The organism is Nocardia sp. CC201C (assembly GCF_030010695.1).
Taxonomy (GTDB): domain Bacteria; phylum Actinomycetota; class Actinomycetes; order Mycobacteriales; family Mycobacteriaceae; genus Nocardia; species Nocardia otitidiscaviarum.
Genome location: NZ_JASCXP010000078.1, coordinates 1 through 21,617, shown reverse-complemented (window position 1 = coordinate 21,617; position 21,617 = coordinate 1). Strand labels below are relative to the sequence as shown.

General features: G+C 70.5%; 19 protein-coding genes and 1 pseudogene. 7 read left to right on the top strand and 13 right to left on the bottom strand.

Features of this window, described 5'->3' with window-relative positions; genetic code table 11:
• Nucleotides 1–64: 64 nt before the first annotated feature.
• From QK444_RS11370 to QK444_RS11360, 3 genes are all read right to left on the bottom strand, one after another.
• Entirely contained in the window at nt 65–1,012 is a 948-nt protein-coding gene (locus QK444_RS11370) for an EamA family transporter (protein ID WP_282779567.1), read from the bottom strand.
• Nucleotides 1,013–1,214: 202 nt separating this feature from the next.
• Complete coding sequence (locus QK444_RS11365) at nt 1,215–1,646, bottom strand: nitroreductase family deazaflavin-dependent oxidoreductase (RefSeq protein ID WP_282779565.1); 432 nt, start codon at nt 1,644–1,646, stop codon at nt 1,215–1,217.
• A gap of 10 nt (nt 1,647–1,656) precedes the next feature.
• Entirely contained in the window at nt 1,657–2,292 is a 636-nt protein-coding gene (locus QK444_RS11360) for a TIGR03086 family metal-binding protein (protein WP_282779563.1), read from the bottom strand.
• A 51-nt stretch (nt 2,293–2,343) separates the two neighbouring features.
• Between QK444_RS11360 and QK444_RS11355 the strand changes: the two genes are divergently transcribed.
• Nucleotides 2,344–2,781, top strand: a complete 438-nt coding sequence (locus QK444_RS11355; RefSeq protein WP_282779562.1) for a MarR family transcriptional regulator — start codon at nt 2,344–2,346, stop codon at nt 2,779–2,781.
• Nucleotides 2,782–2,981: 200 nt separating this feature from the next.
• On the opposite strand, the gene QK444_RS11350 is transcribed toward QK444_RS11355, so the two are convergent.
• Both QK444_RS11350 and QK444_RS11345 read right to left on the bottom strand, forming a co-directional pair.
• Nucleotides 2,982–4,148, bottom strand: a complete 1,167-nt coding sequence (locus QK444_RS11350; protein WP_282779561.1) for a polyprenyl synthetase family protein — start codon at nt 4,146–4,148, stop codon at nt 2,982–2,984.
• A gap of 152 nt (nt 4,149–4,300) precedes the next feature.
• Complete coding sequence (locus QK444_RS11345; RefSeq protein ID WP_282779560.1) at nt 4,301–5,281, bottom strand: hypothetical protein; 981 nt, start codon at nt 5,279–5,281, stop codon at nt 4,301–4,303.
• 348 nt (nt 5,282–5,629) lie between these two features.
• On the opposite strand from QK444_RS11345, the gene QK444_RS11340 reads away from it, so the two are divergent.
• Nucleotides 5,630–7,174 carry an amidohydrolase gene (locus QK444_RS11340; protein ID WP_282779558.1) on the top strand — a complete coding sequence of 515 codons (1,545 nt, stop codon included), beginning with the start codon at nt 5,630–5,632 and terminating at the stop codon, nt 7,172–7,174.
• Here QK444_RS11340 and QK444_RS11335 read toward each other — a convergent pair.
• A complete protein-coding gene (locus QK444_RS11335) occupies nt 7,171–8,304 on the bottom strand; it encodes a glycosyltransferase (protein WP_282779557.1) in 1,134 nt (377 codons plus the stop codon). The genes QK444_RS11340 and QK444_RS11335 overlap by 4 nt on opposite strands.
• 140 nt (nt 8,305–8,444) lie before the next feature.
• Here QK444_RS11335 and QK444_RS11330 point away from each other — a divergent pair, with 140 nt between their 5' ends.
• From QK444_RS11330 to QK444_RS11315, 4 genes are all read left to right on the top strand, one after another.
• A complete protein-coding gene (locus QK444_RS11330; RefSeq protein ID WP_282779555.1) occupies nt 8,445–9,248 on the top strand; it encodes a transglutaminase family protein in 804 nt (267 codons plus the stop codon).
• Nucleotides 9,249–9,318: 70 nt separating this feature from the next.
• Complete coding sequence (locus QK444_RS11325; protein ID WP_282779553.1) at nt 9,319–9,951, top strand: hypothetical protein; 633 nt, start codon at nt 9,319–9,321, stop codon at nt 9,949–9,951.
• 41 nt (nt 9,952–9,992) lie between these two features.
• The gene (locus QK444_RS11320) at nt 9,993–10,766 is read left to right on the top strand and encodes a DUF4239 domain-containing protein (RefSeq protein ID WP_282779551.1); all 774 of its coding nucleotides are present in this window, start codon (nt 9,993–9,995) and stop codon (nt 10,764–10,766) included.
• Between the two features lie 640 nt (nt 10,767–11,406).
• On the top strand, nt 11,407–12,021 hold the full coding sequence (locus tag QK444_RS11315; RefSeq protein ID WP_282779549.1) for a hypothetical protein: 615 nt from the start codon (nt 11,407–11,409) through the stop codon (nt 12,019–12,021).
• A 49-nt stretch (nt 12,022–12,070) separates the two neighbouring features.
• Here QK444_RS11315 and QK444_RS11310 read toward each other — a convergent pair whose 3' ends face one another.
• Nucleotides 12,071–12,214, bottom strand: a complete 144-nt coding sequence (locus QK444_RS11310; protein ID WP_282779547.1) for a hypothetical protein — start codon at nt 12,212–12,214, stop codon at nt 12,071–12,073.
• A gap of 118 nt (nt 12,215–12,332) precedes the next feature.
• On the opposite strand from QK444_RS11310, the pseudogene QK444_RS11305 reads away from it, so the two are divergent.
• Nucleotides 12,333–12,983, top strand: a pseudogene (locus QK444_RS11305) (phosphoribosyltransferase); the annotation flags it as partial.
• 139 nt (nt 12,984–13,122) lie between these two features.
• Here QK444_RS11305 and QK444_RS11300 read toward each other — a convergent pair.
• The 6 genes from QK444_RS11300 to asnB form a co-directional block, all read right to left on the bottom strand.
• Complete coding sequence (locus tag QK444_RS11300; RefSeq protein WP_282779545.1) at nt 13,123–14,346, bottom strand: cytochrome P450; 1,224 nt, start codon at nt 14,344–14,346, stop codon at nt 13,123–13,125.
• An 11-nt stretch (nt 14,347–14,357) separates the two neighbouring features.
• Nucleotides 14,358–15,533, bottom strand: coding sequence for a cytochrome P450 (locus QK444_RS11295; RefSeq protein ID WP_228812624.1), 1,176 nt, complete (start codon nt 15,531–15,533; stop codon nt 14,358–14,360).
• A gap of 153 nt (nt 15,534–15,686) precedes the next feature.
• Nucleotides 15,687–17,042: a HAMP domain-containing sensor histidine kinase gene (locus tag QK444_RS11290; protein WP_282779544.1), complete on the bottom strand. Its 1,356-nt coding sequence runs from the start codon at nt 17,040–17,042 to the stop codon at nt 15,687–15,689.
• Nucleotides 17,042–17,728, bottom strand: coding sequence for a response regulator transcription factor (locus tag QK444_RS11285; RefSeq protein ID WP_282779569.1), 687 nt, complete (start codon nt 17,726–17,728; stop codon nt 17,042–17,044). The genes QK444_RS11290 and QK444_RS11285 overlap by 1 nt, the downstream gene beginning before the upstream one ends.
• A 52-nt stretch (nt 17,729–17,780) precedes the next feature.
• Nucleotides 17,781–19,337: an alpha/beta hydrolase gene (locus QK444_RS11280; protein WP_282779542.1), complete on the bottom strand. Its 1,557-nt coding sequence runs from the start codon at nt 19,335–19,337 to the stop codon at nt 17,781–17,783.
• 118 nt (nt 19,338–19,455) lie between these two features.
• Nucleotides 19,456–21,483, bottom strand: a complete 2,028-nt coding sequence (gene asnB / locus QK444_RS11275) for an asparagine synthase (glutamine-hydrolyzing) (protein ID WP_282779541.1) — start codon at nt 21,481–21,483, stop codon at nt 19,456–19,458.
• Between the last annotated feature and the right edge of the window lie 134 nt (nt 21,484–21,617).

The following is a 21,617-nucleotide window of genomic DNA, read 5'->3' as shown; positions in this document are numbered from 1 at the left end:
GCCCCCCCCCAGCCCGCCCCGGGGCCGCGCCCCCGGGGCGCGGAGCAGGCGCTGCGGTAGGCGCTCACAGCCTGCGCGGCGTCACCGCCCGTCTCGACCCGCGGGTCGGCGCGGCCAGCACGACCAGGGCGAGGACGAGAACGGCCATCCCGCACCAGGACAGCACGGCCAGTCGTTCGCGCAGCACTACGACGCCCAGCACGGCCGCCACCGCCGGTTCGGCCAGGGTCAGGGTGGTGGCGTGCTGAGAGGTGGTGTGGCGCAACCCGTAACCGAACAGCCGGTAGGCCAGCACGGTGGTGCACAGCGCCAGGTACAGGGCGACCGCCGCGCCGCGCGGAGCCAGCATCCAGGCCGGGCCGGCGGCCAGCACCACCGGCAGCACCAGCAGCGCGCCGCCGCCGAACATCGCGCCCATGACCGCGCCGGCGGGGCGTCCGGCGGCGATGAGCCGCCCGCCGATCAGGGCGTAGCAGGCGTAGGCGATACCGCCGCCCACCGCCAGCAGCACACCGAGCGGATCGACCACCCCGCCGCCGGTGGTCGAACCCAGCACGAGCGCACCGCATCCCGCCACCGCCGCCGGTGTCGCCAGCATCCAGCGCCGATCGGGTCGGGTGCGGGTGAGGGTCCAGGCGAGCACTCCCGCGCAGACGGGAGCGCAGCCCAAGGCGATGACCGTGGCCACCGCGACCCCGGTGCGCTGCACGGCCGGATAGAACGTCAGCGGATATCCGGCCACCGCCACCGCGCCCAGGGCGAGCTGCCGCCATTCGCGGCGGGTGCGCGCCGGAACCCCGCGCGCGGTCGCGCAGAGCAGCAGGCCACCCAGCAGCAGGCCGGTCGATCCGGTCGCGGCGGCCGGGGTGCCCGAAGGGGCTTGGGTGGCAACGGTTCCCGTGGTTCCCCACAGCATCGCCGCGGTCAGGATGGCCAGCGCTCCGCCGACCCGGGATGAACGTGGATTGGTAGCCGTACGGCGCGCGGCCGTCGCGGCGGAATGATTCGGCACAGTCGTGAACTTCCGTCGAATTCCGATAGGAGCTGGATTCCGAACGGGCGCACGACAATACCGCCGCGCACGGCGGTACTACGGGAAGGAGGCCGTCAGGTGCGCCCGGTCACGCGACCGGGGGCGGGGTGACGGTGCGCCAGTATGTGCCCATGGCACCGATCATAACGGCCGCGGGGCGCGCTGCCCGCGGGCCGGACGTTCACCCGCGCGGGGTGAGTAGGACCAGGGGGATCTCCCGGCTGGTCTTGCGCTGATAGTCGGCATACCCCTGGAAGCTCGCGACCACGCGCGGCCACAGGGCGGCGCGTTCCGCCGCGTCGGCGACCCGGGCCGTCATCGGCCGTCGGGGGCCGGACTGCATCGACACCTCCACGTCGGGGTTGTCGCGCAGATTCAGGAACCAGGCGGGATGGGTGGGATCACCGCCGCGCGAGGCCACGACGACGATGGTGTCGCCGTCCACGACCGGCGCGGTCAGCATGACTCGACGCGGCTCGCCCGACTTGCGGCCGACGGTGGTGAGTTCGAGCGCGGGCATGCCCACGATGGTTCTGCCCAACCTCCCCCCGCTCACCTTCAGCAGTGCGCGATGCAGGGCGTTCTGGACCTTCAACTGAGCGTCGCTGGGCATGGGGCCGAATCTACTCGCCGTCGACCGACCGGGCAGGCTGTGCGGGCCAGTGGGGGGAGCGGCCGAGGAGGGCGACGATGCGGTCGAGGGTGGCCTCGCCCGTCCAGGGCAGTCGGGGTGCGAAGGCGGCGCCGGGGGTGGTGCGGGAGGCGTCGTCGGGGACGAATTCGGCGATCGGCAGCGCGGCGGCGAGCAGGTCGTCGTCGAAAGTCGTCGTCCGGCCGAGGGTTCGGTCGACATCCCAGGTGTGCACCACATAGTCGATGAAGTGGAAGGTGAGGGCCTGGATGCCCGGGAAGCGGAACTCCGTGGTGAATTCGGGCAGCGGGAACGCGCGCTCCAGGATGTCGTCGGCGGCGAAGGCGGCCAGCACATGATCGGCGGCGGCCCGGTAGTCGGCGACCGGGTCCAGGCCGAGCGGGCGGGGCTGCCAGTGGTCCGGATCGTCGTCGCCGCGGGCGGCGGCGGCGAAGCCGCGGTGCTGGGCGATCATATGGCTGAGCAGGTCACGCAGGGTCCAGTCCGCGCAGGGGGTGGGCTTGCTCAGATCCGCCGGGATGCAGTGCGATACGGCGGCGCTGCTGGCGCGGACGGCGCGGGCATTCAGGGCGACGAGATCGGCGGGGGCGACTATATTGGTAGGCATGTGCATATAATATGCGACAGCGTATTATCTGTCGAGCGGTATTTTCTTCGTATGCCGGAAGTGAAGCGCCCCGACCTCGCCGCCATGCTGGGACCCCTCGGTCGCGCCCTCGTACAGGCGGAGCTGCCCATCCTCGAGCGCAACGGCATCAGCATGTGGGGCTACGCCGTCCTGCTCGGCCTCGGTGAGGACCCCGTGTACACCCAGTCCGCCCTGGCCAAACGCATCAACGCCGACAAGACCCGCATCATCGCCGTGCTCGACGAACTCCAGCGGCGCGGTCTCATCACCCGCACCCCCGACCCGGCCGACCGCCGCGCCCGGCTGCTGTCCCTGACCCCGGAGGGGCGCACCCTCCGCGATCGCACCCAGCGGGAGATCCAGGCGCAGGAGGAGCACCTGCTGTCCCTCCTGACCCCCGCCGACCGCAAGGCATTCCTGCGCGCCCTCCAGCGCCTCAGCGACGCGGTGCGCGAGCAGCCGGACTGAGCGCGGGTGATCGCCCCCGGGAAACGCGCGTCCGGTCGGATCGGGAGATGCGCGCGGCGGGGCGCGGTGCCGTCGGGCGGGGCCATCCACCTCGAGTACGCGCCGCGGGAGCGGCGGTGGCCAAGTTGTGTGCGGTGCCGCCCGCGAGATCGCTACGCTCATCGCGCGGCGAGTGCGGTGAGCGGCACCGCGGATATCGGTCAGCGGTTGCGGTGGGCGACGAGTTGGGCCAGGGCGATGAGGTCTCCGGTGGCGAGATCCGGGGGCAGCGCCGCGAGCGCGGATCGCATGGCCGTGGCCGCGCGGTGCAGGGTGCGTTGCCGTCCGCCCGCCGCTTCGACGAGTTCGGCGGCGCGCGCGGCCTTCTCCGGGGTCATGGGGTGCGCGCTCCGGTAGATCCGCGCCAGTTCGCGGCCGGGGGCGGTGTCGGAGTTGAGCGCGCAGACGACCGGGTAGGACTGTTTTCGGTGCAGCAGATCGCTGTGCGCGGGCTTGCCGGTGATGGCTGGATCGCCCCAGATGTCCATGGCGTCGTCGACCAGTTGGAAGACCAGCCCCAGTTCCCGCCCGAAGGTGTGCATGGCCGAGACCGTGCGATGGTCGGCTCCGGCGCACAGCGCGCCCAGCGCGCAGGAACAGCCCAGCAGCGCACCGGTTTTGCCCGCCGCCATGGCGAGGTACTCGGAGACGCTCACGCTGGAGCGGGTTTCGAAGGCGCAGTCCTCGTACTGGCCCTGGCAGAGGGCGACGGTGGTGCGCGCCAGGCGGATGACGGCCTCGGCGGTCACCGCTTCGGGCACACCGTCGGAGAGCACCCCGAGGGCGAGGGCCTGCAAGGCGTCGCCGAGCAGGGTGGCATTGGTCTCGCCCCAGACGCGCCAGACGGTCGGGCGGCCGTGGCGGGTGTCGTCGGCGTCCATGACGTCGTCGTGGACCAGGGAGAAGTTGTGCAGTAGTTCGACGGCCGCGGCGGCGTGGACGGTCTGGTCGACGCCACCGCCGCAGGCCGCCGCGGCGGCGAAGGTGAGGGCGGGGCGAAATGCCTTGCCCTGTACGCCCGGAGCGGGCGCACCGGTGGTGTCGCACCAGCCGAAGTGATAGCCCGCCATGCGATCCAGCGGATCGGTCAGCGATGCCACGGCGGCCCGCAGCACCGGTTCGATGGCGTGGCGGGCGTCGGCCAGCTGTCTGCGGGCCGCTCGCTCACCGCTAGCCGGTTCGCGCACACTCGGCCCGTGCGGCGAGATCTCCACCGGGCGTAGGTGATCGGTGTCGGGGACGGTGACCGCCGCACGAGCGGGGGTCGCCGCGCGGGTGCCCTGCAGGCGCTGTCCCACCAGATGTTTGATCGAATTCGAGGCTCGCATAATCGGTCCCACTCGCTCGGACACGGCCTCCTCGGGCGCATTCGGCTGCACGCGGCGGCCATGCGTAGAAGAAGCCCATCGTCCCATCGGAGCCCGGTGGCGTGGTACGTCACCAGGTTTCAGTTCGGCAACTCCCACCCGGATACCGCGGCTCAGCGCAGCGGCGATCCGTGTTCGAGAGCCTCCGCCGGAGCGCTGGTGTAGCGCGCCGCCTGGTAGTGATAGTCGAGATTGGCTCGGACGTACACCGTGTAGTTCTGCGCGGTGGCCAGCGTGTCGGCCCGATCTCGCCCGGTGATGCCCGCCGCGTCGAGTTCGGCCGGTAGCCGGTCGATGGCGGCGGTCATGCGGTCGATGAGCTGGGTGAGCATGCTGTTCACCAGGGTGAGCGCCTGAGATCGCGTATGCCCGTAGTGATGTTCGGCCAACAGCACCGAGTTGTAGAGATAGCTCGATGCCTCGTCGGAACCGACCGACAGCACGTCGTTGAGCAGTCCCATATGTTCGACCGCGGCTTCGCGCAGCAGTCGCACGGCGGGCAGCTGGCGGGCGGCGGCGCACAGGTCGACGCCCTCGGCGATCTCGCTGATGTCCAGGAAGACGAACAGCGCCACCGAATCTCGTCGATGCGCCCGATAGACGTCCATCTCGGGCAGGTGGTCGGTGAGCCGGCCGATGCTCTCGGTGTAGTAGGTCCACAGCCAGGCGCGGATCTCCGCACGCACCGCCTCCCGCCAGGCGGTGGAGCGCCCCGCGCACAGCCGCCGCCACAGATCCGCGAAGGCGACGGCCAGCACGCCCGAGGGCGGGTCGTCACCGTCGTAGACCGCGTTCAGGGCGGTGATGGTGTGCAAAGTTCGCCCGGGGTCCGGGATTTCGATATCGAACTGGTCGTCCACGATGAAGGCCCAGGCGGTGTACTGGCTGAGCAGCGCCAGATCGTCCGTTCCGGCCTTCGGACACCAGAGTGCGTACATTCGGGCGGGGCGGGTGCGTTCCATCCGCCGCCGCGTCGGCTCGGTCGGCACCAGGTCGTAGTGCTCGAGCCACTGCCACATCGCCTTCTCCGCCTCGGCCTCGGCGGGGTTGTGTCCCCCCGACGCGAAAGGCATGAAGAATTCGGGTTCATTCATCGAAACTGCCTATCCCCGAACCGTTTTTACCGTGAATTCGACAATACAGACGATTCGGGCACGGCGCGGCCACCGTCGGATGACGGTCGGGCCGCGAGACGGCCCTTCTCGTGTGGAAATCGTATCGAAATCGGTGCGAGCGTGACGAATCCCCCAGAAGGGACGATGGTAGCGAAGGCATGTCGCACCACCGAGCGACATACCGGCGAACCGGACGAAATGTCGCGACTGCCACCGGTTCATTCGGCGATTCCACCGCGAACGACACCGTGTCGGCGCATCCTTGGATGGCCAGCTACCGCGCGGCAATGAAGCGGCGCGGGTCGAGTGCGCACGAGGAGCGTCCCGATGGACACGGCCGATCTCATCTTCACCGGTGGCTCGATCATCACCGTCGATCCGGAGACCGAGGGCGCGACCGCCGTCGCGGTCTGCGCCGGGCGCATACTCGCCGTCGGCGGCCGGGAGGTGCTGACCCTGCGCGGACCCGGCACCGACGTGATCGAACTCGACGACCGCTGTCTGCTGCCGGGATTCGTCGAGCCGCACACCCATCCGACCCGGGACCAGATCCTGTTCAGCGAATCGGTCATCGACATCCGGCCGACGGCCTGCGCCACCGCCGAGGAGGTGCGCACCGCCATCGACAAGGCCATGGGCGACGCGCGGCCTGGACGCGCGCTGCTGTTCCACGGCCTCGATCCCGAACTCCAGCCGGGCTTTCCGGAGCCCACCCGGGAATGGCTGGACGAACTCGCCCCCGACCGGCCGATCGTCATCCGGCAGAACGCGGGCCGGATCGCCTGGGCCAACAGCGCGGCGCTGCGGCTGGCGGACCTGGGCGAGGATACGGCCGATCCGTTCGGCGGCCACTTCGAACGCGACCGGTACGGGATGCTCACCGGCAAGGCATTCGAGGAGCCCGCCATCGCGGCCGTGACCGCTCGCATCGTCGCCGACCATCCGGATCCGGCCATCGGGCTGCTGGCGCGTGAACACGAGCACTTCGCCACGCGCGGTGTGACGCTGTGCGGCGATATGGGTTTCACCGACGAGATCCGCGTCCCCACCGCCCGGCTGTATCAGCGCGGCCGCGCCAAGGTGCGCACACGCGCGTACGAAACCGCCGCACCGGGTTTGGAGACCATCTGCCCGCCCGACAACGGTGACGACATGTTCCGCCAGATCGGCATCAAACTGCTGCGGGCGTCCGACACCGCGCGGCACACCGCCGACCGACTACGCGAGCTGGTGCGCGCCTACCACCCGCACGGATGGCAGCTGGCCTGCCGCGCCCAGGACGGCGACGAAGCCACCCTGGTGCTCGACGCGTACGAGCAGGCGCTGCGGGAGTATCCGCGACCGGACCACCGGCTGCGGCTCGAACACTGCGGGGCCATGACACCCGAACAGTTCCGGCGCGCCAACCAGCTCGGCGTCACCTGCTCGCTGTTCATGGACCACCTCTACTACTGGGGCGACACCGCGACCGGAGACGACGCGGACGCCGTTCCGCCCCAGCCCGAATCCCACTGGGTGCGCGCCAGATCCGCGCTCGAGGCGGATGTGCGGATCTCCTTCCACAACGACTGTCCGGTCACCCCCGAAGCGCCGCTGCACAATATGGCCTGCGCCATCACCCGGGCCTCCCGCCGGGGCCGCGTCCTCGCCCCGGACGAGGGCGTCAATCTGGAGCAGGCCATTCGCGCCCAGACCCTGGACGCCGCGTATCAGCTGTTCGCCGACGACATCACCGGTTCGATCACACCCGGCAAGTACGCCGATCTCGTTGTGCTGGACGTGGATCCGTACACGGTGGCCCCGGACGAACTGCCCGAGATCGGCGTGCGGGCGACCTACCTGGCGGGCGTGGCCACCCATCGGCGGTGCTAGCGCACCCCGCTCAGCAGCTCCAGCATGCCGGACACCGCCGCGGGCCAGGTGAACTGCTCGGCCCGGGTGCGCGCGGCGCAGCGGCGCAGGGCCGGTGGCCGCGCCAGCACATCGGTGACGGCCCGCGCGAAGGCGTCCGGATGGTCGGCGGCGACCGCGCCGCAATCGGCGGTCACGATATCGGCCAGCGCTGAGGACCGGCTCGCCACCACCGGCGTCCCGGCGGCGAGCGCCTCCAGCGCCGCCAGCCCGAAGGTCTCGTGCGGACCGGGAGCCAGGGACACGTCGGCGGTGGCCAGCAGTGTCGCCAAAGCCGCACGGTCGTCGATGAATCCGGCGAAGTGCACCGCGGGACGGCCGTCCGCCAGCGCGGGAATGCCGCGGGCGCGCCGTTGCAGGGCGTCGCGGCGCGGACCGTCCCCGGCCACGATCAACCGGGCGTCCAGGCCCTCGCGGCGCAGCGCGCCCACCGCCTCGATACTGCGGTCCACCCGCTTCTCCACCGACAGCCGCCCGCAGTGCACCAGCAGCGGCAGATGGTCGGCGGCCAGATCGGTGCGCAGCCGCCGATCGTGTCGCAGGGGGCTGAACAGGTCGAGATCCACTCCGAGCGGCACCATCTCGACATTGGGCGCGTCGATGCGCTCGAACTCGGCGCGGGCGAACGCCGTCGTGCAGACCACCATGTCGTACTCGCGCGCGGTGCGCCGATTGGCGATATCGGCGGCGCGGCGTGCCGCCGGCCCGGGCAGCACCTGCCCCAGCAGCCGGTCCAGGCGTTCATGCGAGATCATGATCGAGGCCACGTCGCGGGTGCGGGCCCAGCGCCCGAAACCGCGCAGGGTCAGCCGGTCGGAGACCTCCAGCGCGTCGGGCCGCAGGCCCGCCAGCACATCGGCGACGCGCCGCGGATCGGCGGCCCGGTAGCCGCCGGTGAACGGAATCCGCGCGGCGGGCACGGTGATCCGCAGCGTCCCCGACGGCAGCACCTCCTCGGCGCGTCGCGGCCCCGGCACGATGAGCACGACCTCGTGCCCCGCCGCCGCGTAGCCATCCCCCAGATGGTGCAGCGCGGTCCGCAGGCCACCGGAGCGCGGACCGTAGAAGTTCGCCAGCTGCACAATGCGCACGCCGCCGATCGTGCAGGGCGCGGTGTTCCCGATGGCACCTCCACGCCCAACGGGACGTGAACAGCAGCGGAATACCGTTCGACCCCGAGGGGCGGCCGAACCGGCGGCGACGGTGTGGTCCGACATGCGACGATAGCGGGGTGAGGCGCGTGGTTTCCGCCCATATCGACGTCCGTGTGCACGCGGACACCGCCCTGGAATTCCAGATCGCCGTCGCCCGCCGGCCCGGTATCTCTCTCGCCGAGACGCTGCGGTTCGAACTGGATGGACGCGGCGTGCTGGCCCGCGAGATCAGCGGATCGCACGGCACCCGCATCCACGTGCTGGGCGCCCGCGCCGGCGAGCTGCGGGTGCGCTATCACGCCGTGGTGAGCGGGACGGCGACGCCGGAGCCGATCACCGACTACGACCTCGCGCTGTACCTGCGGCCCAGCCGGTTCGCCGAATCCGACAAGCTGCTCGGCTTCGCGGCGGCCGAATTCGGATTGGGCATAGGCGATTCCGGAACCGCCGACCGGGTGGCGGAGTGGGTCGGCACCCGCATTCGCTATGTCACCGGCAGCAGCGGCCCCAGCGACGGCGCGGTGGAGACGCTGTTGGGCGGGGCCGGGGTGTGCCGCGATTTCTCCCATCTGGTGGTGGCGCTGTTGCGGGCGGTGGGTGTGCCCGCCCGGGTCGCGGCGGTGTACGCGCCGGGCTGTGTGCCGATGGACTTCCACTCCATCGCCGAGGCCTACGTGGACGGCCGATGGCTGGCCCTGGATCCGACCGGGCTGGCCCCGCGCTCGACCATGGTCCGCATCGCCACCGGGCGCGATGCCTCCGATATCGCCTTTCTGGACAATCACGGCGGTGATATCACCGTCGACGGGCTGCGGGTGGACGCGAGCGTGGACGGTGCCCTGCCGTGGGACGACCGTGGTCGGACTGTCATCCTCGGCTGATAGCTTGGGGATACCGGGGGGCTGGTTCTGGCGTCATCCGGGGTGCGGCGGGCTGGATGGGATGCGACGGATGGATGCGAAGAACGCACGGCGACTGTGGACCGCGCTGGCGGTGGTGGGGCTGATGGTGATCGCGATGACGGCCGCGCTGGTGGGCCGGTCGCTGCCCGGTGCGACGATCGCGGGAACGGCGCTCCCGGCCGCACCGGGGCTGGTCCCAGCGACCGCGCCGGTGCCGACCACACCGGGCACCACCACCGTGATCGAACCCGATCCGCTCACCCTGCTGCGGCCCGGGGACTGCGTCGCGCTGCCGCCCGACGAGACCGATCCGCCGGAGCCCGCGGAGTGCACCTCGCTGGCCGCGAACTACCGGGTGTTGCAGACCGGGCCGGAGCCGTGCACCGGTCCGCTGTACAAGGTCGAGGCCAGCAGCCGCGACCGCGCCGGGAACTACAACTACCACCTGTGCCTGGCCTACGACTGGCGTGCCGGAATGTGTTACGAGACCACGGATATGAACGATCCGGTCAAAGTGGACTGTGCCACGCCGGGACCGCATGTGGTGCGGGTGACGGCGGTCTTCGAGAACAGCCTCGACGGAACGCGGTGCCCGACCGACCAGCACGGCGCGGTGGCGATCACCTGGGACAAAAGGATGCTGACGGTCTGTTTCCGCGGAGGTGACGACCCTGGTCGGTAAGCGGTTCGATCCGTGCGGTCCGGTGTCGCGAATACCGTTGTATGGCGCTGGATTTGATCGTGCCCGTCGTCGTGCCGATCCTGTTCGCGGGCGTGGCGGTGGCGGTATTCCTGGTCGGTGACCGGCTGCGGCCCGAGTCGTGGCGGCACGAGGACGAGGAGTCCGGGCATTCGTTCGTCCTGGACCTGGTGAACATGTTCTTCGCCGCGGTGGTGGCCTTCGTGGTGGTGATCGCCTGGCAGGAGTACGACAACGCGCACGCGCACACCGTCGAGGAGGCCAAGGCGCTCATCGAAGTCCATGCGGCGGCCGGCGATCTGCCCGAGGCCGAGGGCACCCGGGTGCGGGAACTGGTGCGCGACTACACCGACGAGGTGATGTCGGGGGAGTGGGCGGTCATGGCCGCCGAGGGGCGGCTGAGCGCCGCCGCGCAGGAGCTGCTCGACGAGGTGGAAGCGGCCGTGGAGGCGGTGCGCTCGACCGATCCGTTGGTGGTCGCGGCCCGCGCCGACGCGCTCGACGCGCTCGACACCGTGGGCGAGGCCCGCTTCGAACGCGCCCTCACCGCCGAGTACCGCATGCCCCGATTCCTTTATCTCGCACTGTGGTTGGCCACCGCCATGCTGTTGTGCGGGACCGTGCTCTCCGGGGTGGTGGTCACCCGGCGCAGCGTGATCATGACCGCGCTCTTCGGGTTGGTGGTGGGCGGCGTGATCCTCGCGGTTTACCAGCTCGACCAGCCGTTCTCGGGCGCGAACGTGGTGCCGACGGACGCCTTCGAACTGGCGCGCACGCGCTTCGAATCCGGCGACTAGCGGAACGGGACCGCATATGACAACCGACTCGACAGGCGGCCGAACCCGCGCCGCGGCACGGCGATTCGCCTTGGCACTGCCACTCGCAGCAGTATTGCTCGCGCTGCACCCGGCTCCACTGCCCGCCGACCCCGGCCCGAGCGCGACGCCCTTCTCGAGCGAACTGCCCGCACTGGGCGAGCTGATCACCGGCAGCGCATCGAGCAGCGGCGCCATGCCCGGCAGCGCTGACGGTCTCGGCCCGCCCGACACTGGCGACGCCACCACCGGCAGCCCACTGCAACTCGGCCCCGGCAGCACTGCCACCTGGGCGGACGGCGGCGCGACCGGCGGTATCGGTGCGCCCGAAACCGCCGGTATCCCAGCGCTTTCGACCGCGACCGAGCCCCGCGGCGGACCCGACACTTCGATCGGCCTCGAACCCGCCGACCGCCCGGTGCTGCCGGGCGGGGCCGAGCCATACAGCAGCGTCGGGCCTTTCGGTCATGGTGGGGCACCGGGTAGCGCTGAGGCACCGGATAGCGTAGGGGCACCGGATAGCGCAGGGGCACCGGCTAGCGCAGGGGCGTCGGGCGGTCCCGCAACGGACGGGGATCCCGAATCACATGGTGGTGTGGCGGATCGTAGTGGGGGAAGCGCCATGGTTGCCGATGGGGCGGATGTCGGGTACGGGGGTGGCGGCGATATCGCGGTCGGCGCGGCCGACACTCCCTACGCCACCGGTGGCGGGGCGGGGACGGCCGGGGAGCTGATGGGGTTCGAGTCCGGGAGTGTGGCCACCGCGTGTGCGGGTAGCGCTGTGCTTGGAAGTGCCGCACTGGCGGCGGGGTCGGTGGCGGGGTCGGGCGGGTCCGGGTCGCTGGTGCCCGGGCTGCTCGTCGGCGGTGGGTCGAGCGGGTCGGGTGCGGGCAGCGTGGTGGTGGGCAGTGCGGCTGCCGGGAGTGCGCTGCTGACCTGTCTACTGCTCTTGCCCGTGCCCGAATCGCCCGGGATTCCGCTCGAGCTCGGGCCCGCTGCCGTACCGCCGGTCGCCATGCCGCCGGAGCCGCAGGTTCCGGTGCGGACGCCGGAAACACCCGCCCGGACACCGCTCGAACCGGCGATTCCGGTGGTGGCGGCACCGGCCCCGCGCCCGCCCGCACCGCCCGCGGCCGCCCCGGACACCGGGTGGACGGCGCTCCAGATGATGACCGTCCTGATCATCACGCTCATCGCGGCGGCACGGGTGCGTGCGCTGCGGATTCCGCGCGCCTGACTTCGTCCACCGTGTACTCGGCGGTGGAGCGGGTATCCGCCAGCTGTGATCAGCGCGGCTCCTCGTATCGACGCCCGCGGCGGCGATCTGCTGCCGAACCCGCTTCGGGCTGTACCGTGGTGGCGACCTCGTCGACGACCACGAGGCTGCCGTCGGCCGCGAGTCGTATCGCCCGGATCCGCGGATCAGCCACCGCTATCGGATCCACCGCCGGTACACGGCCGACAACCTATCGAGAAGTACTGGAGCCGAACCCCATTCATCGGGAGCCTGATATGACATTCGACGACCCCCGCGACAGCGGGCGGCGACTACGCGACGACGATATTCGCGTCACCTCCGGAAAGACCACGCTGACAGGGCATCTCACCATTCCGGAGCGGCCGATGGGTTTGGTCGTCTTCGCGCACGGCAGCGGCAGCGGGCGGTACAGTCCGCGCAACCGGCACGTGGCGGCCGTGCTGGACCGGGCCGGAATCGGCACGCTGCTGGTCGATCTGCTCACGCCGAACGAGGAAGCCGCGCGCGCCAACGTCTTCGATATCGAACTGCTGGCGCGGCGACTGGCCGATGTGACCCGCGCGCTCGCCAAGGAGAGCCGCACCGAGGGCCTGGCGCTGGGGTACTTCGGGGCCAGCACCGGCGCGGCCGCGGCCCTGTGCGCGGCCGCCGATCCCGAGCTGGGCGTGCGCACCGTGGTGTCGCGCGGCGGACGGCCCGATCTGGCCGGTGCCGCGCTGTCCCGGGTGCAGGCGCCCACCCTGCTAATCGTCGGCGGTGACGACCCGCTGGTACTGGAGCTGAACCACGGTGCGCAGGCGGCCATGACCTGCGAGACCGAGATGCGGGTGATCCCCGGGGCCAGTCACCTGTTCGTGGAGGAGGGCACCCTCGACCAGGTCGCGATGCTCGCCCGCGACTGGTTCACCACCCGTCTCGCCCCGGCGACCGCCGCCAGCTGATCGCCGCGGATGGCGGATCGAGGGCGGGGTGCACCACCCCCCGCCACCGCGCGAAACAGCCTGCCGCCCACGACGGACACGCTGTCGCCGGATGGAGGCCGGGCACCGGCCGCGGCCTCCGGGCGGGCGACGCGTCCCGTCAGGCGTGCAACCGCACCGGCAGGCGCTGGTGACCATTGGACACGAAGCTGACCACGGGCTCGTACCCGGATGGTTCGGCGGCCAGGCGCATGTCCGGGAAGCGCTCGAACAGCGCGGGCAGGGCGATGGCCGCCTCCAGCCGGGCCAGGGGAGCGCCGATGCAGTGGTGCGCGCCGTGGCCGAAGGCGACATGCTGATCCTTGGTGGCGCGGTGCACGTCGAACGCGTCGGCGTCGGCGCCGTGGATCTTCGGATCGCGGCTGGCGGCGGCGTAGGAGGCGAGGATCGCCTCGCCCTTGGGGATGCGGAAGCCGTCGATGTCGATGTCCTCCACGGCATAGCGCAGCGGCAGATGCGCGACCGGCGACTGATAGCGCAGTGCCTCCTCGATCACATCCGACCACGGCACCCGGCCCGCGCGGACGTCGGCGAGCTGCTCGGGGTGGTTCAGCAGTGCGAAGATGGCCTGGTCGAGCAGGTTCACCGTGGTCTCGTGCCCGGCATTGATGACCAGCATGAGGGTGTCGCAGAGTTCCTTGTCGGTCAGCTGCGAACCGTCGTCGTCGCGGGTGTTGATGAGGACGCTGGTGATGTCCTCGCCCGGAGTCTCCCGCCGGAAGGCGACGAGTTCGCCGACGAGCCGGAACATTTCGAGATAGTTGGCCTGCGCCTGCTCGGCGGTGAAGGTGCCGTCGAAGAAGCCGTCCACGCACTTGTGCATGGCCGGGCCGAGATGGTCCGGAATGCCGATGAGCTCGCTGATCACCCGGATCGGCACCGGGTAGGCGTAGCGCGCCCGCAGATCCACCACCGCGTCGGCCGGTTCGGCGGCCAGTTCGTCGAGCAGGGCCGCGGTGATCTCCTCGATGCGCTCGCGCATCGCCGTGGTGCGGCGGTGGGTGAAGGCGGGGGAGACCAGTTTGCGCAGTCGGCGGTGGTCGGCGCCGTAGGCGGTGAACATATTGTCCACCGCCACCCACGGCAGCAGCGGCCACGATTCGGTGATCTCGCCGTTGATGAAGGCCGACCAATGCTGGCGCGGATCCTTGGAGACGCGCGGATCGGCCAGCAGTCCCTTGAGGATCGCCTGGTCGGTCACCGACCAGGCGGGTACGCCGCCGGGCAGTTCGATCAGCGCGATCGGGCCGCGCTCGCGGATCCGCGCGTTCTCACCTTGGATATCCGTGCCCGTCGGGTCCAGGACGATCGGGTCATACTCCATCGGACAACTCCTTAAACCGAATTCAGCGGAGGGGACGGTGGGAAGACGACCGGCAGCGACGCCATGGCGCGGTGGAAAGGCCCCGGCCGCCAGACGATCTCGTCGGGGGTGACCGCCAGCCGCAGTTCCGGCAGCACATCGAGCAGCTGGTCGATGGCATCCTGAACCACCAGGTAGGCAACCGATTTGGCGGGGCACGCGTGCGGTCCGGCGCTCCATGCCAGATGGGAGCGGTTGCCGGTGCGGTCGCCGCCGCGAATCCGGGGATCGTTGTTGCAGCCCGCCAGGCTGATCACCACGGGCTGGTGTGCGGGCAGCCAGGTGTTGTCGATGAGGATCGGCTGGCGCGGGTAGCTGATGCTGAAGTTCGCCATCGGCGGGTCGTTGAACAGCACCTCGTCGAGCGCGTCGCGGGTGGACAGGCTGCCGGTGAGGAACCCGCCCGCGAACCGGTCGTCGGTGAGCATGAGCAGCAGCGTGTTGGTGATCAGGTTCTGCTGCGGTTCGATGCCCGCGCCGTAGAAGCTGATGAGCTGGTAGAGCATTTCCTCGTCGGTGAGGTTGGCCGGATGGCTCGCCATGCGCGAGGTGACGTCGTCGGCGGGCTCGGCCCGGCGCAGCGCGATGAGCTCCATGAGCGCCTCGCTCAGATGCTGCATACCCCAGGCGGCGTTGACGGTGTCGAACAGCGCCGCCATCCCGGTGGCCACCCGCTGCCCCAATTCCGCCGAGCAGCCCACCATTTGGTTGAGCACCTCGAAGACCAGCGGAAAGGCGTACTGGCTCACCAGATCCGCCGATCCGGTCTCACAGAAGGAGTTGATCAGCGGGGCCGCGACCTGCTCGACGGTGATGTGCAGGGTGTGCAGGTCGATGCCGTCGATACCGGCGACGTAGCTCTGCCGGTAGCGGGCGTGCGTGGGCCCGGCATTGCGCAGGGCATTCGGGTACCACTGCATCATCGGCTTGACCGGGCACTCGTCGGGCACCGACTGCTGCCAGGTGCGCGGATCGGCGGGGAAGTGTTCCGGGTCGTTGAGGATGCGCAGCGCCGTCTGATAGCCGATCACCAGCGTGGCGGGCACGCCCGGGGCCAGTTCGATGGGGACGAGCGAACCGTACTTGTCGCGCATCTCCCGGTAGGCCCGGTGCGGATCGGCCGCGAACTCCTCCGAGTGCAGCACCATATGCGGGCCGGCGGAGTCGACGGGCGATCCGTACTGGACGGGTAGGGCATCCGTGGTGGCACCGAAGCGCGGTGAGGAAGTGGTCAAAGGGGTAGCTCCAAATAGTGGGACAGCCGATCTATCACCCGAGACCATCTCACATTCCTTGCTGCCCTACCGATTTCGCCTGTCCACGCTAGCACCCGGACAGCGAACCGGCTTCTCGTGCGCGGCGGCCGGTAGTCGGAAGCCCACGCGCGCACCGCCTTCGGGGTGGTTGTCGGCGTGCGTCACGCCGCCGTGCGCGGTGACGATATCGCGGACAATGGCCAGGCCCAGGCCGGATCCGGGGGCGGAGCGGGTGGCGTCGGCGCGATAGAACCGGCCGAAAACGGCCTCCCGGTCGGAGTCGGCGATCCCGGGGCCGTGGTCCCGAACGGTGAGATCGGCCGCGCACACGGCGATCTCGACCGGGGTGTCGGGCGGACCGAATTTGAGTGCGTTGGCAATGAGATTGTCGACGCAGCGGGCCAGGGCGCGCGGACGGCCGGAGACCGGCACCGGGTCGGTGACGGTGAGGATGACGGCGCGTCCGCTGCGGCGGCGGACGCGGTGCGCGCACTCCCGCGCCACCTCCGCCAGCGACAGGGTTTCGGGCTCCTCGGCGGCGTACTGATCGGTGGCCAGATCGACCAGCTCCCGGACCAGTTCGTCCAGTGCCTTCGCCTCCTGGACCAGGGTGGCCAGCACCTGGGCCTCGTCCTCGGGGGCCAGCCGTCCCCGGGCGCGCTGGAGGAGTTCGGCGCTGCCGCGCACCGAGGTGAGCGGGGTGCGCAGTTCGTGCCCGGCGTCCTCGGCCAGGCGCTGCTGCTGCGCCCGCGCGAACCGCAGCGCGGCGAGCATGGTGTTGAAGCTGCGGGTCAGTTCGCCGACCTCGCCGGACTCGGCCCGCGGCAGGGTGACGGTGAGGTCCTGGGTGCTGGCGATGCGGTCGGTGGCGGCGGCCAAGCGGCGGATCGGCCGCAGGATGCGGCCGATGGCCAGCCAGCACAGCAGCGCCGCCGCCAGCAGTGCCACCGCGGTGATGGCGGCCGTGCGCCACAGGAATTCGCGGTCGATGCGTTCCACATCCGCGTAGTTCTGGCTCACCATGACCGCGCCGCCACCCGGACGGCCCTTGGTGAGCACGCCGTAGCCGATGCCGTCGACCTCGATCTCGGTCTCGTTGCGTCCGCTCCCGGCGGCGGCGACGGCGCGGTCGGCCGCGGTGACCGGCAGTGGCGCTCGTCCCGGGACCAGAGGGAGCACCGTGCCGTCCGGCAGCAGCAGCTGTTCGGTCATATCCGGGCGGACCGGCAGCGGTGCGTCCGCCGCCAGCAGGGCCGCGACGGTGTCGGCGCGATCGGCCAGGCCGCGGTCGACCTGGTCGGCCACCAGCGGGCTGACATTGCGGTACGCCATCACGATGGTGACCACGATGGCGACCGTGACCGCGAACACCGCGACGAGAGTGATTCGGGTGCGCAGCATTACGCGGGCCGGATGGTGTAGCCGACATTGCGGACGGTGTGGATGAGCCGAACCGCCCCGCCCGCTTCGGTTTTGCGCCGCAGGTAGCCGATATACACGTCCAGGGACCGGGATTCGGTGTCGAAGTCGAATCCCCAGATGTCCTCGTAGATGCGGCTGCGCGGCAGCACCAGGCGCTCATTGCGCATGAGCAGTTCCAGTACGTCGAATTCGGTGCGGGTGAGTTCCAGATCCCGGCCGCCCCGGCGCACCTCGCGGGTGGCCGGATCCAGGGTGAGGTCGGCGACGGTGAGGGCGCGCTGTTCCGGATCGGGTGCGCTGCGCCGCAGCAGCGCCCGCAGCCGGGCCAGCAGTTCCTCGGTGTCGAAGGGTTTGGCCAGGTAGTCGTCGGCCCCGGCGTCGAGTCCGGCGACCCGGTCGCCGACCTGGTGCCGGGCGGTGAGCACCAGGATCGGCAGTCGGTCGCCGCGGCGGCGCAGCACCCGGCACAGCGAGAGTCCGTCCAGTTCCGGCATGACCACATCCACCACCGCCAGATCCGGCCGCTGGGCCGCCAGCACGGTGAGCGCCGCGCTGCCGTCGGCGGCCTGGAGTACCCGGTAGCCCTCGAAGCGCAGCAGCTGGTCCAGGGTGCTGCGGACGTTCGGGTCGTCCTCGACAATGAGAACGGTGGGGGCGGTCGGTATGTTCACTGGCTCATTCTGCCGGTCACGGGCGTCGAACATGACGGTCGCGGACTCAGTCGGTGACCGGCGTCACCGGGATCGGCGCGATGGATCGCACGCAGTCGGTGGCGCCGGGCGTGCCGGTGCGCAGGAACGTCGTCACCAGACCGGAGACGCAGCCGCCCGGCACCAGATCCGGCACATGGCCCACATTCGGCACCGAGACGAAGGTGGCGCGGGGGAACTTCGCCGCCACCCGCACGCCATTGGCATCCGGGGTGATGGCGTCCAGGTCACCGGAGAGCACCAGCACGGGCACGTCCGGAAGCGGTTGGGCGGCATGGTCGATACGGGTGGTGGCGGGCCAGCCCAGGCAGATGTCGCCGCCGTCGCGCTGGGCCGCCGAGAACCCGGCGGCGCTGAAGGCCCCGGCCTCCCCGGCCGCCGCCACGGCCCGGCGGTACCGCTGTTCACGCTCGGCCACCGGGGCGTCCGGGGACCAGATCGTCGGGTAGTCGTTGCAGGCCACGGCGAGGTAGAGGTCGATGTTCTCCATGACCGGCGAGGTCGCGGCGCGGACCGCGAAGGCGCGCAGGGGAGCGTCGTCGCCGCGCACCGCCGCACGCAGCGCGGCGGGGACGGTGCCCAGGACGGGGTCGGGATCGCTGCCGACCCCGGAGGTGGCGGCCTCGAAGAGCAGGCTGGCGAACTTGTCCTCGGTCAGCGTGAACGGGCGCTCGGCGGGGACGGGCAGCGGGTCGGTGCGCAGGCGGGCGTTCACCGCACGCAGGTCCGCGACGGCGGCCGCGCCGTCACAGACGCCGCCGCGGTCGCAGATGCGCTGTAGCGCCAGCGACACCGCTTCGGCGTTCGGGCGGTTGAGCGTGTCGAAATCGTGCGGGTACGCACCCGACAGCACCATGGACTGGACGTGGTCCGGGTGGCGCTGGGCGTAAACCGGCAGCAGGTAGGTGCCGTAGGAGATGCCGTACAGCACCACCTTCGGAATGCCGAGTTCGGTTCGGACGGCATCGAAGTCGTCCACGGTGGCGGCGGAGGTGTAGCCCGCCGCGCGGGGGCCGAGCAGCTCGCCGCAGTGAGTCGCCGTCCGGCGCTGCTCATCTCGCGGCAACGTGAGGAAATCCCGGTCGGGGACACCGCAATCCAGCGGAGTGGACAGGCCGGTGCCGCGCGGGTCGATGAGCAGCAGGTCGTGGTCGGTGAGGAGATCGCCGTCCACGGCGGCCAGGGCCATATCGGCGTGCTCGATGAGCGGGACGCCGGGACCACCCGGATTCGGCAGGATGGTGCCCGCGGCGGGGGAATCCAGGTCGGTGCGTTGGATCCGGGCATAGGCGACCCGGATGGTGCCCAGGTCGGGGTCGCCGGGCACCAGGTCGCGCTCCACCGTGCCGCAGTCGACGCGGTGGGTGTCGAGGGTAGGGCACCACGGTGGGGTAGCGGAGGCGTGCGGGCTCGCGGAGGTCTGCGAGCCCCCGGAGGGCGCGGTGCTTCCCGAGGGCTGTGCGCCGCCGCACGCGGTGAGGGTGCTGATCGCCACCAGTGCGGCGGCGACGGTGGTCAGGGCTGTTCGTGCCGTTCTGCGCATGTCGGTCGGGTCTTTCGCCATGGTGCCTCCCGGTTGAGGCACGACAGCGATGGTGGTGGGGGAAGGTCAGACCGGTGCGAAAGGAACGGCAAAGGTGTGTAAGAAGGTTGCGGCGCTGGCGGGTGTCCGCGCCCCGGGATTACAGCGTGACCGGGTAGGTGGGTTCCTGGATCTCCGGCTTGATGCGCTGTTCGACGAAGATGCCGTGCCAGATCATGAAGACCAGCAGGGTCCACAGGCGGCGGCTGTGGTCGGAGGTGCCCGCGCGGTGGGCGTCCAGCATGCCCAGCACGGCGGTCTTGTCGAGCAGGTGGTCGGTGGCGGAGTCGGTGATCTGCTGGCGCGCCCAGTCGTAGAGCTCCGGGCCGCGCAGCCAATGCCGCAGCGGGACGGGGAATCCGAGCTTGGCGCGGTGCAGGACGTGCGGGGGCACGATGTCCTCCAGCGCGCGGCGCAGGGCGTACTTGGTGGTGTCCTTGGTGATCTTCTGATCCACCGGGATCTTCTCGGCGACCGCGAAGACCTCCGGATCCAGGAACGGCACCCGCAGCTCCAGCGAATTGGCCATGGTCATCTTGTCGGCCTTGACCAGGATGTCGCCGCGCAGCCAGGTGAACAGGTCCAGATGCTGCATGCGTGCCACCGGATCCCAGTCACGGCCCTGCATGGCCCAGATGGGATCGGTCACATCGCGATGCGTCCACTCGGGGCGGAAATCGCGCAGCACCGAACGCAATTGGGCGTCGTTGAAGCTGCGGGCATTGCCGTAGTAGCGGTCCTCGAGGGTCAGCGAACCACGGTGCAGCAGACTCTTGCCGCGGGTGCCGTCGGGAATGCGCTCCGACAGTCGGCCCGCCAGGCGGCGCAGCGGCTTGGGCAGATACTCGAACGGCTTCAGCGACAGCGGTTCCCGGTAGATGGTGTAACCACCGAACAGTTCGTCGGAACCCTCGCCGGACAGCACCACCTTGACGTGCTTACGGGCCTCCTTCGCCACGAAATACAGCGGCACCAGCGCTGGATCGGCCACGGGTTCGTCCAGGTACCAGACGATCTCGGGAATGGAGGCGGCGAACTCCTCGGGGCTCACGGTGCGGATGTAGTGCTTCGCGCCGATGGCGGCGGCGGTCTCGGCGGCCACGTCGGCCTCCGAGTAGCCCTCGCGCTCGAACGCCGAGGTGAAGGTGAGCAGATTCGGATTGTGCCGGATGGCCAGCGCCGCGATGGCGGTGGAATCGATACCGCCGGAGAGGAACGCGCCGACCGTGACGTCCGCGCGCATATGCTTGGCCACCGAATCCTCCAGGGCCTCGGCGATCTCGCGATAGCGGTACTCGGCGGTATTCGGGCGCTGCGCCGCCGGACGCGGACGCGTGGTGGGCGGCTGCGCGGTCACCTCGCCGGGCTTCGCGAAGGGCACCACCCGGAAACGCGGATCGAAGTAGCGCGTGATCCTCGGGGCCTGCCCGGGCTCCACCCACGCGTAGCAGCCCGACTCCAGCCGCCGCACATCCCGGTGCAGGGTCTCCGGCTCGGGGACGTACTGCAACACCGTGTAGTGCTCGAGCGCGCGCGGGTCGAGCGCATCGCTCAGCCCGAGCTGGGGGAGCAGGTCCAGCAGGCTCTTCTTCTCGCTGGAGAAGGCCGTACCGCCCGGACCGGTGGCCAGGAACAGCGGCTTGATGCCGAACGGATCGCGGGCGATGAACAGCCTGCGGGTCTCGGTATCCCAGATCGCGAAGGCGAACATGCCGCGCAGACGAGCCGCCGCCTCCGGACCCCAGTAGTGGAAGGCCGCCGCGATGGTCTCGGTATCGCCCTCGGTGGCGAACATGGGCTCGGCGCCGAACTCGGCGCCGTGCTCGGCGGTCAGCTGCTCGCGCAGTTCGAGATAGTTGTAGATCTCGCCGTTGAAGGTCATGGCGTAGCGCTGCCGGTTCTCCGGCGGCCCCCAGCGCAGCGGCTGGTGCGAATGCTCGATATCGATGATCGAAAGACGGTTGAAACCGAACACCATGTGCTCGTCGTGCCAGGTGCCCCGCTCGTCCGGGCCGCGATGGCGCTGGCAGACCAGCGCCTCGTGCAGCTGCGCCGCGATGGCTTCGGCAGTGGTCCCCTCCGGAGCGCCGGAAGTGTCAACGGTCAGATAGCCGAGCAGTCCACACACTGCGACGAAAACCTCGCTTCGGGAGTCAAGGGAACACCGTGCCCCCGGACGGGGCGGGTACGACGAAACTCAATGCCCGAGTATGCCGTATCTTTGGCCCTCCGCTGCGCTCCGGGCGGGTTCGCGGCGCTGGA

Excerpts from the sequence above, each read along its gene's own strand:
- QK444_RS11300 (WP_282779545.1), bottom strand. The coding sequence starts at position 14,346 with ATGGAGTATGACCCGATCGTCCTGGACCCGACGGGCACGGATATCCAA.
- QK444_RS11365 (WP_282779565.1), bottom strand. The coding sequence starts at position 1,646 with ATGCCCAGCGACGCTCAGTTGAAGGTCCAGAACGCCCTGCATCGCGCA.
- QK444_RS11345 (WP_282779560.1), bottom strand. The coding sequence starts at position 5,281 with ATGAATGAACCCGAATTCTTCATGCCTTTCGCGTCGGGGGGACACAAC.
- QK444_RS11350 (WP_282779561.1), bottom strand. The coding sequence starts at position 4,148 with ATGCGAGCCTCGAATTCGATCAAACATCTGGTGGGACAGCGCCTGCAG.
- QK444_RS11290 (WP_282779544.1), bottom strand. The coding sequence starts at position 17,042 with ATGCTGCGCACCCGAATCACTCTCGTCGCGGTGTTCGCGGTCACGGTC.
- QK444_RS11315 (WP_282779549.1), top strand. The coding sequence starts at position 11,407 with ATGGTTGCCGATGGGGCGGATGTCGGGTACGGGGGTGGCGGCGATATC.
- QK444_RS11355 (WP_282779562.1), top strand. The coding sequence starts at position 2,344 with ATGCCGGAAGTGAAGCGCCCCGACCTCGCCGCCATGCTGGGACCCCTC.
- QK444_RS11325 (WP_282779553.1), top strand. The coding sequence starts at position 9,319 with ATGGATGCGAAGAACGCACGGCGACTGTGGACCGCGCTGGCGGTGGTG.
- QK444_RS11320 (WP_282779551.1), top strand. The coding sequence starts at position 9,993 with ATGGCGCTGGATTTGATCGTGCCCGTCGTCGTGCCGATCCTGTTCGCG.
- QK444_RS11280 (WP_282779542.1), bottom strand. The coding sequence starts at position 19,337 with ATGGCGAAAGACCCGACCGACATGCGCAGAACGGCACGAACAGCCCTG.
- QK444_RS11340 (WP_282779558.1), top strand. The coding sequence starts at position 5,630 with ATGGACACGGCCGATCTCATCTTCACCGGTGGCTCGATCATCACCGTC.
- QK444_RS11295 (WP_228812624.1), bottom strand. The coding sequence starts at position 15,533 with ATGGTGCTGCACTCGGAGGAGTTCGCGGCCGATCCGCACCGGGCCTAC.
- QK444_RS11360 (WP_282779563.1), bottom strand. The coding sequence starts at position 2,292 with ATGCCTACCAATATAGTCGCCCCCGCCGATCTCGTCGCCCTGAATGCC.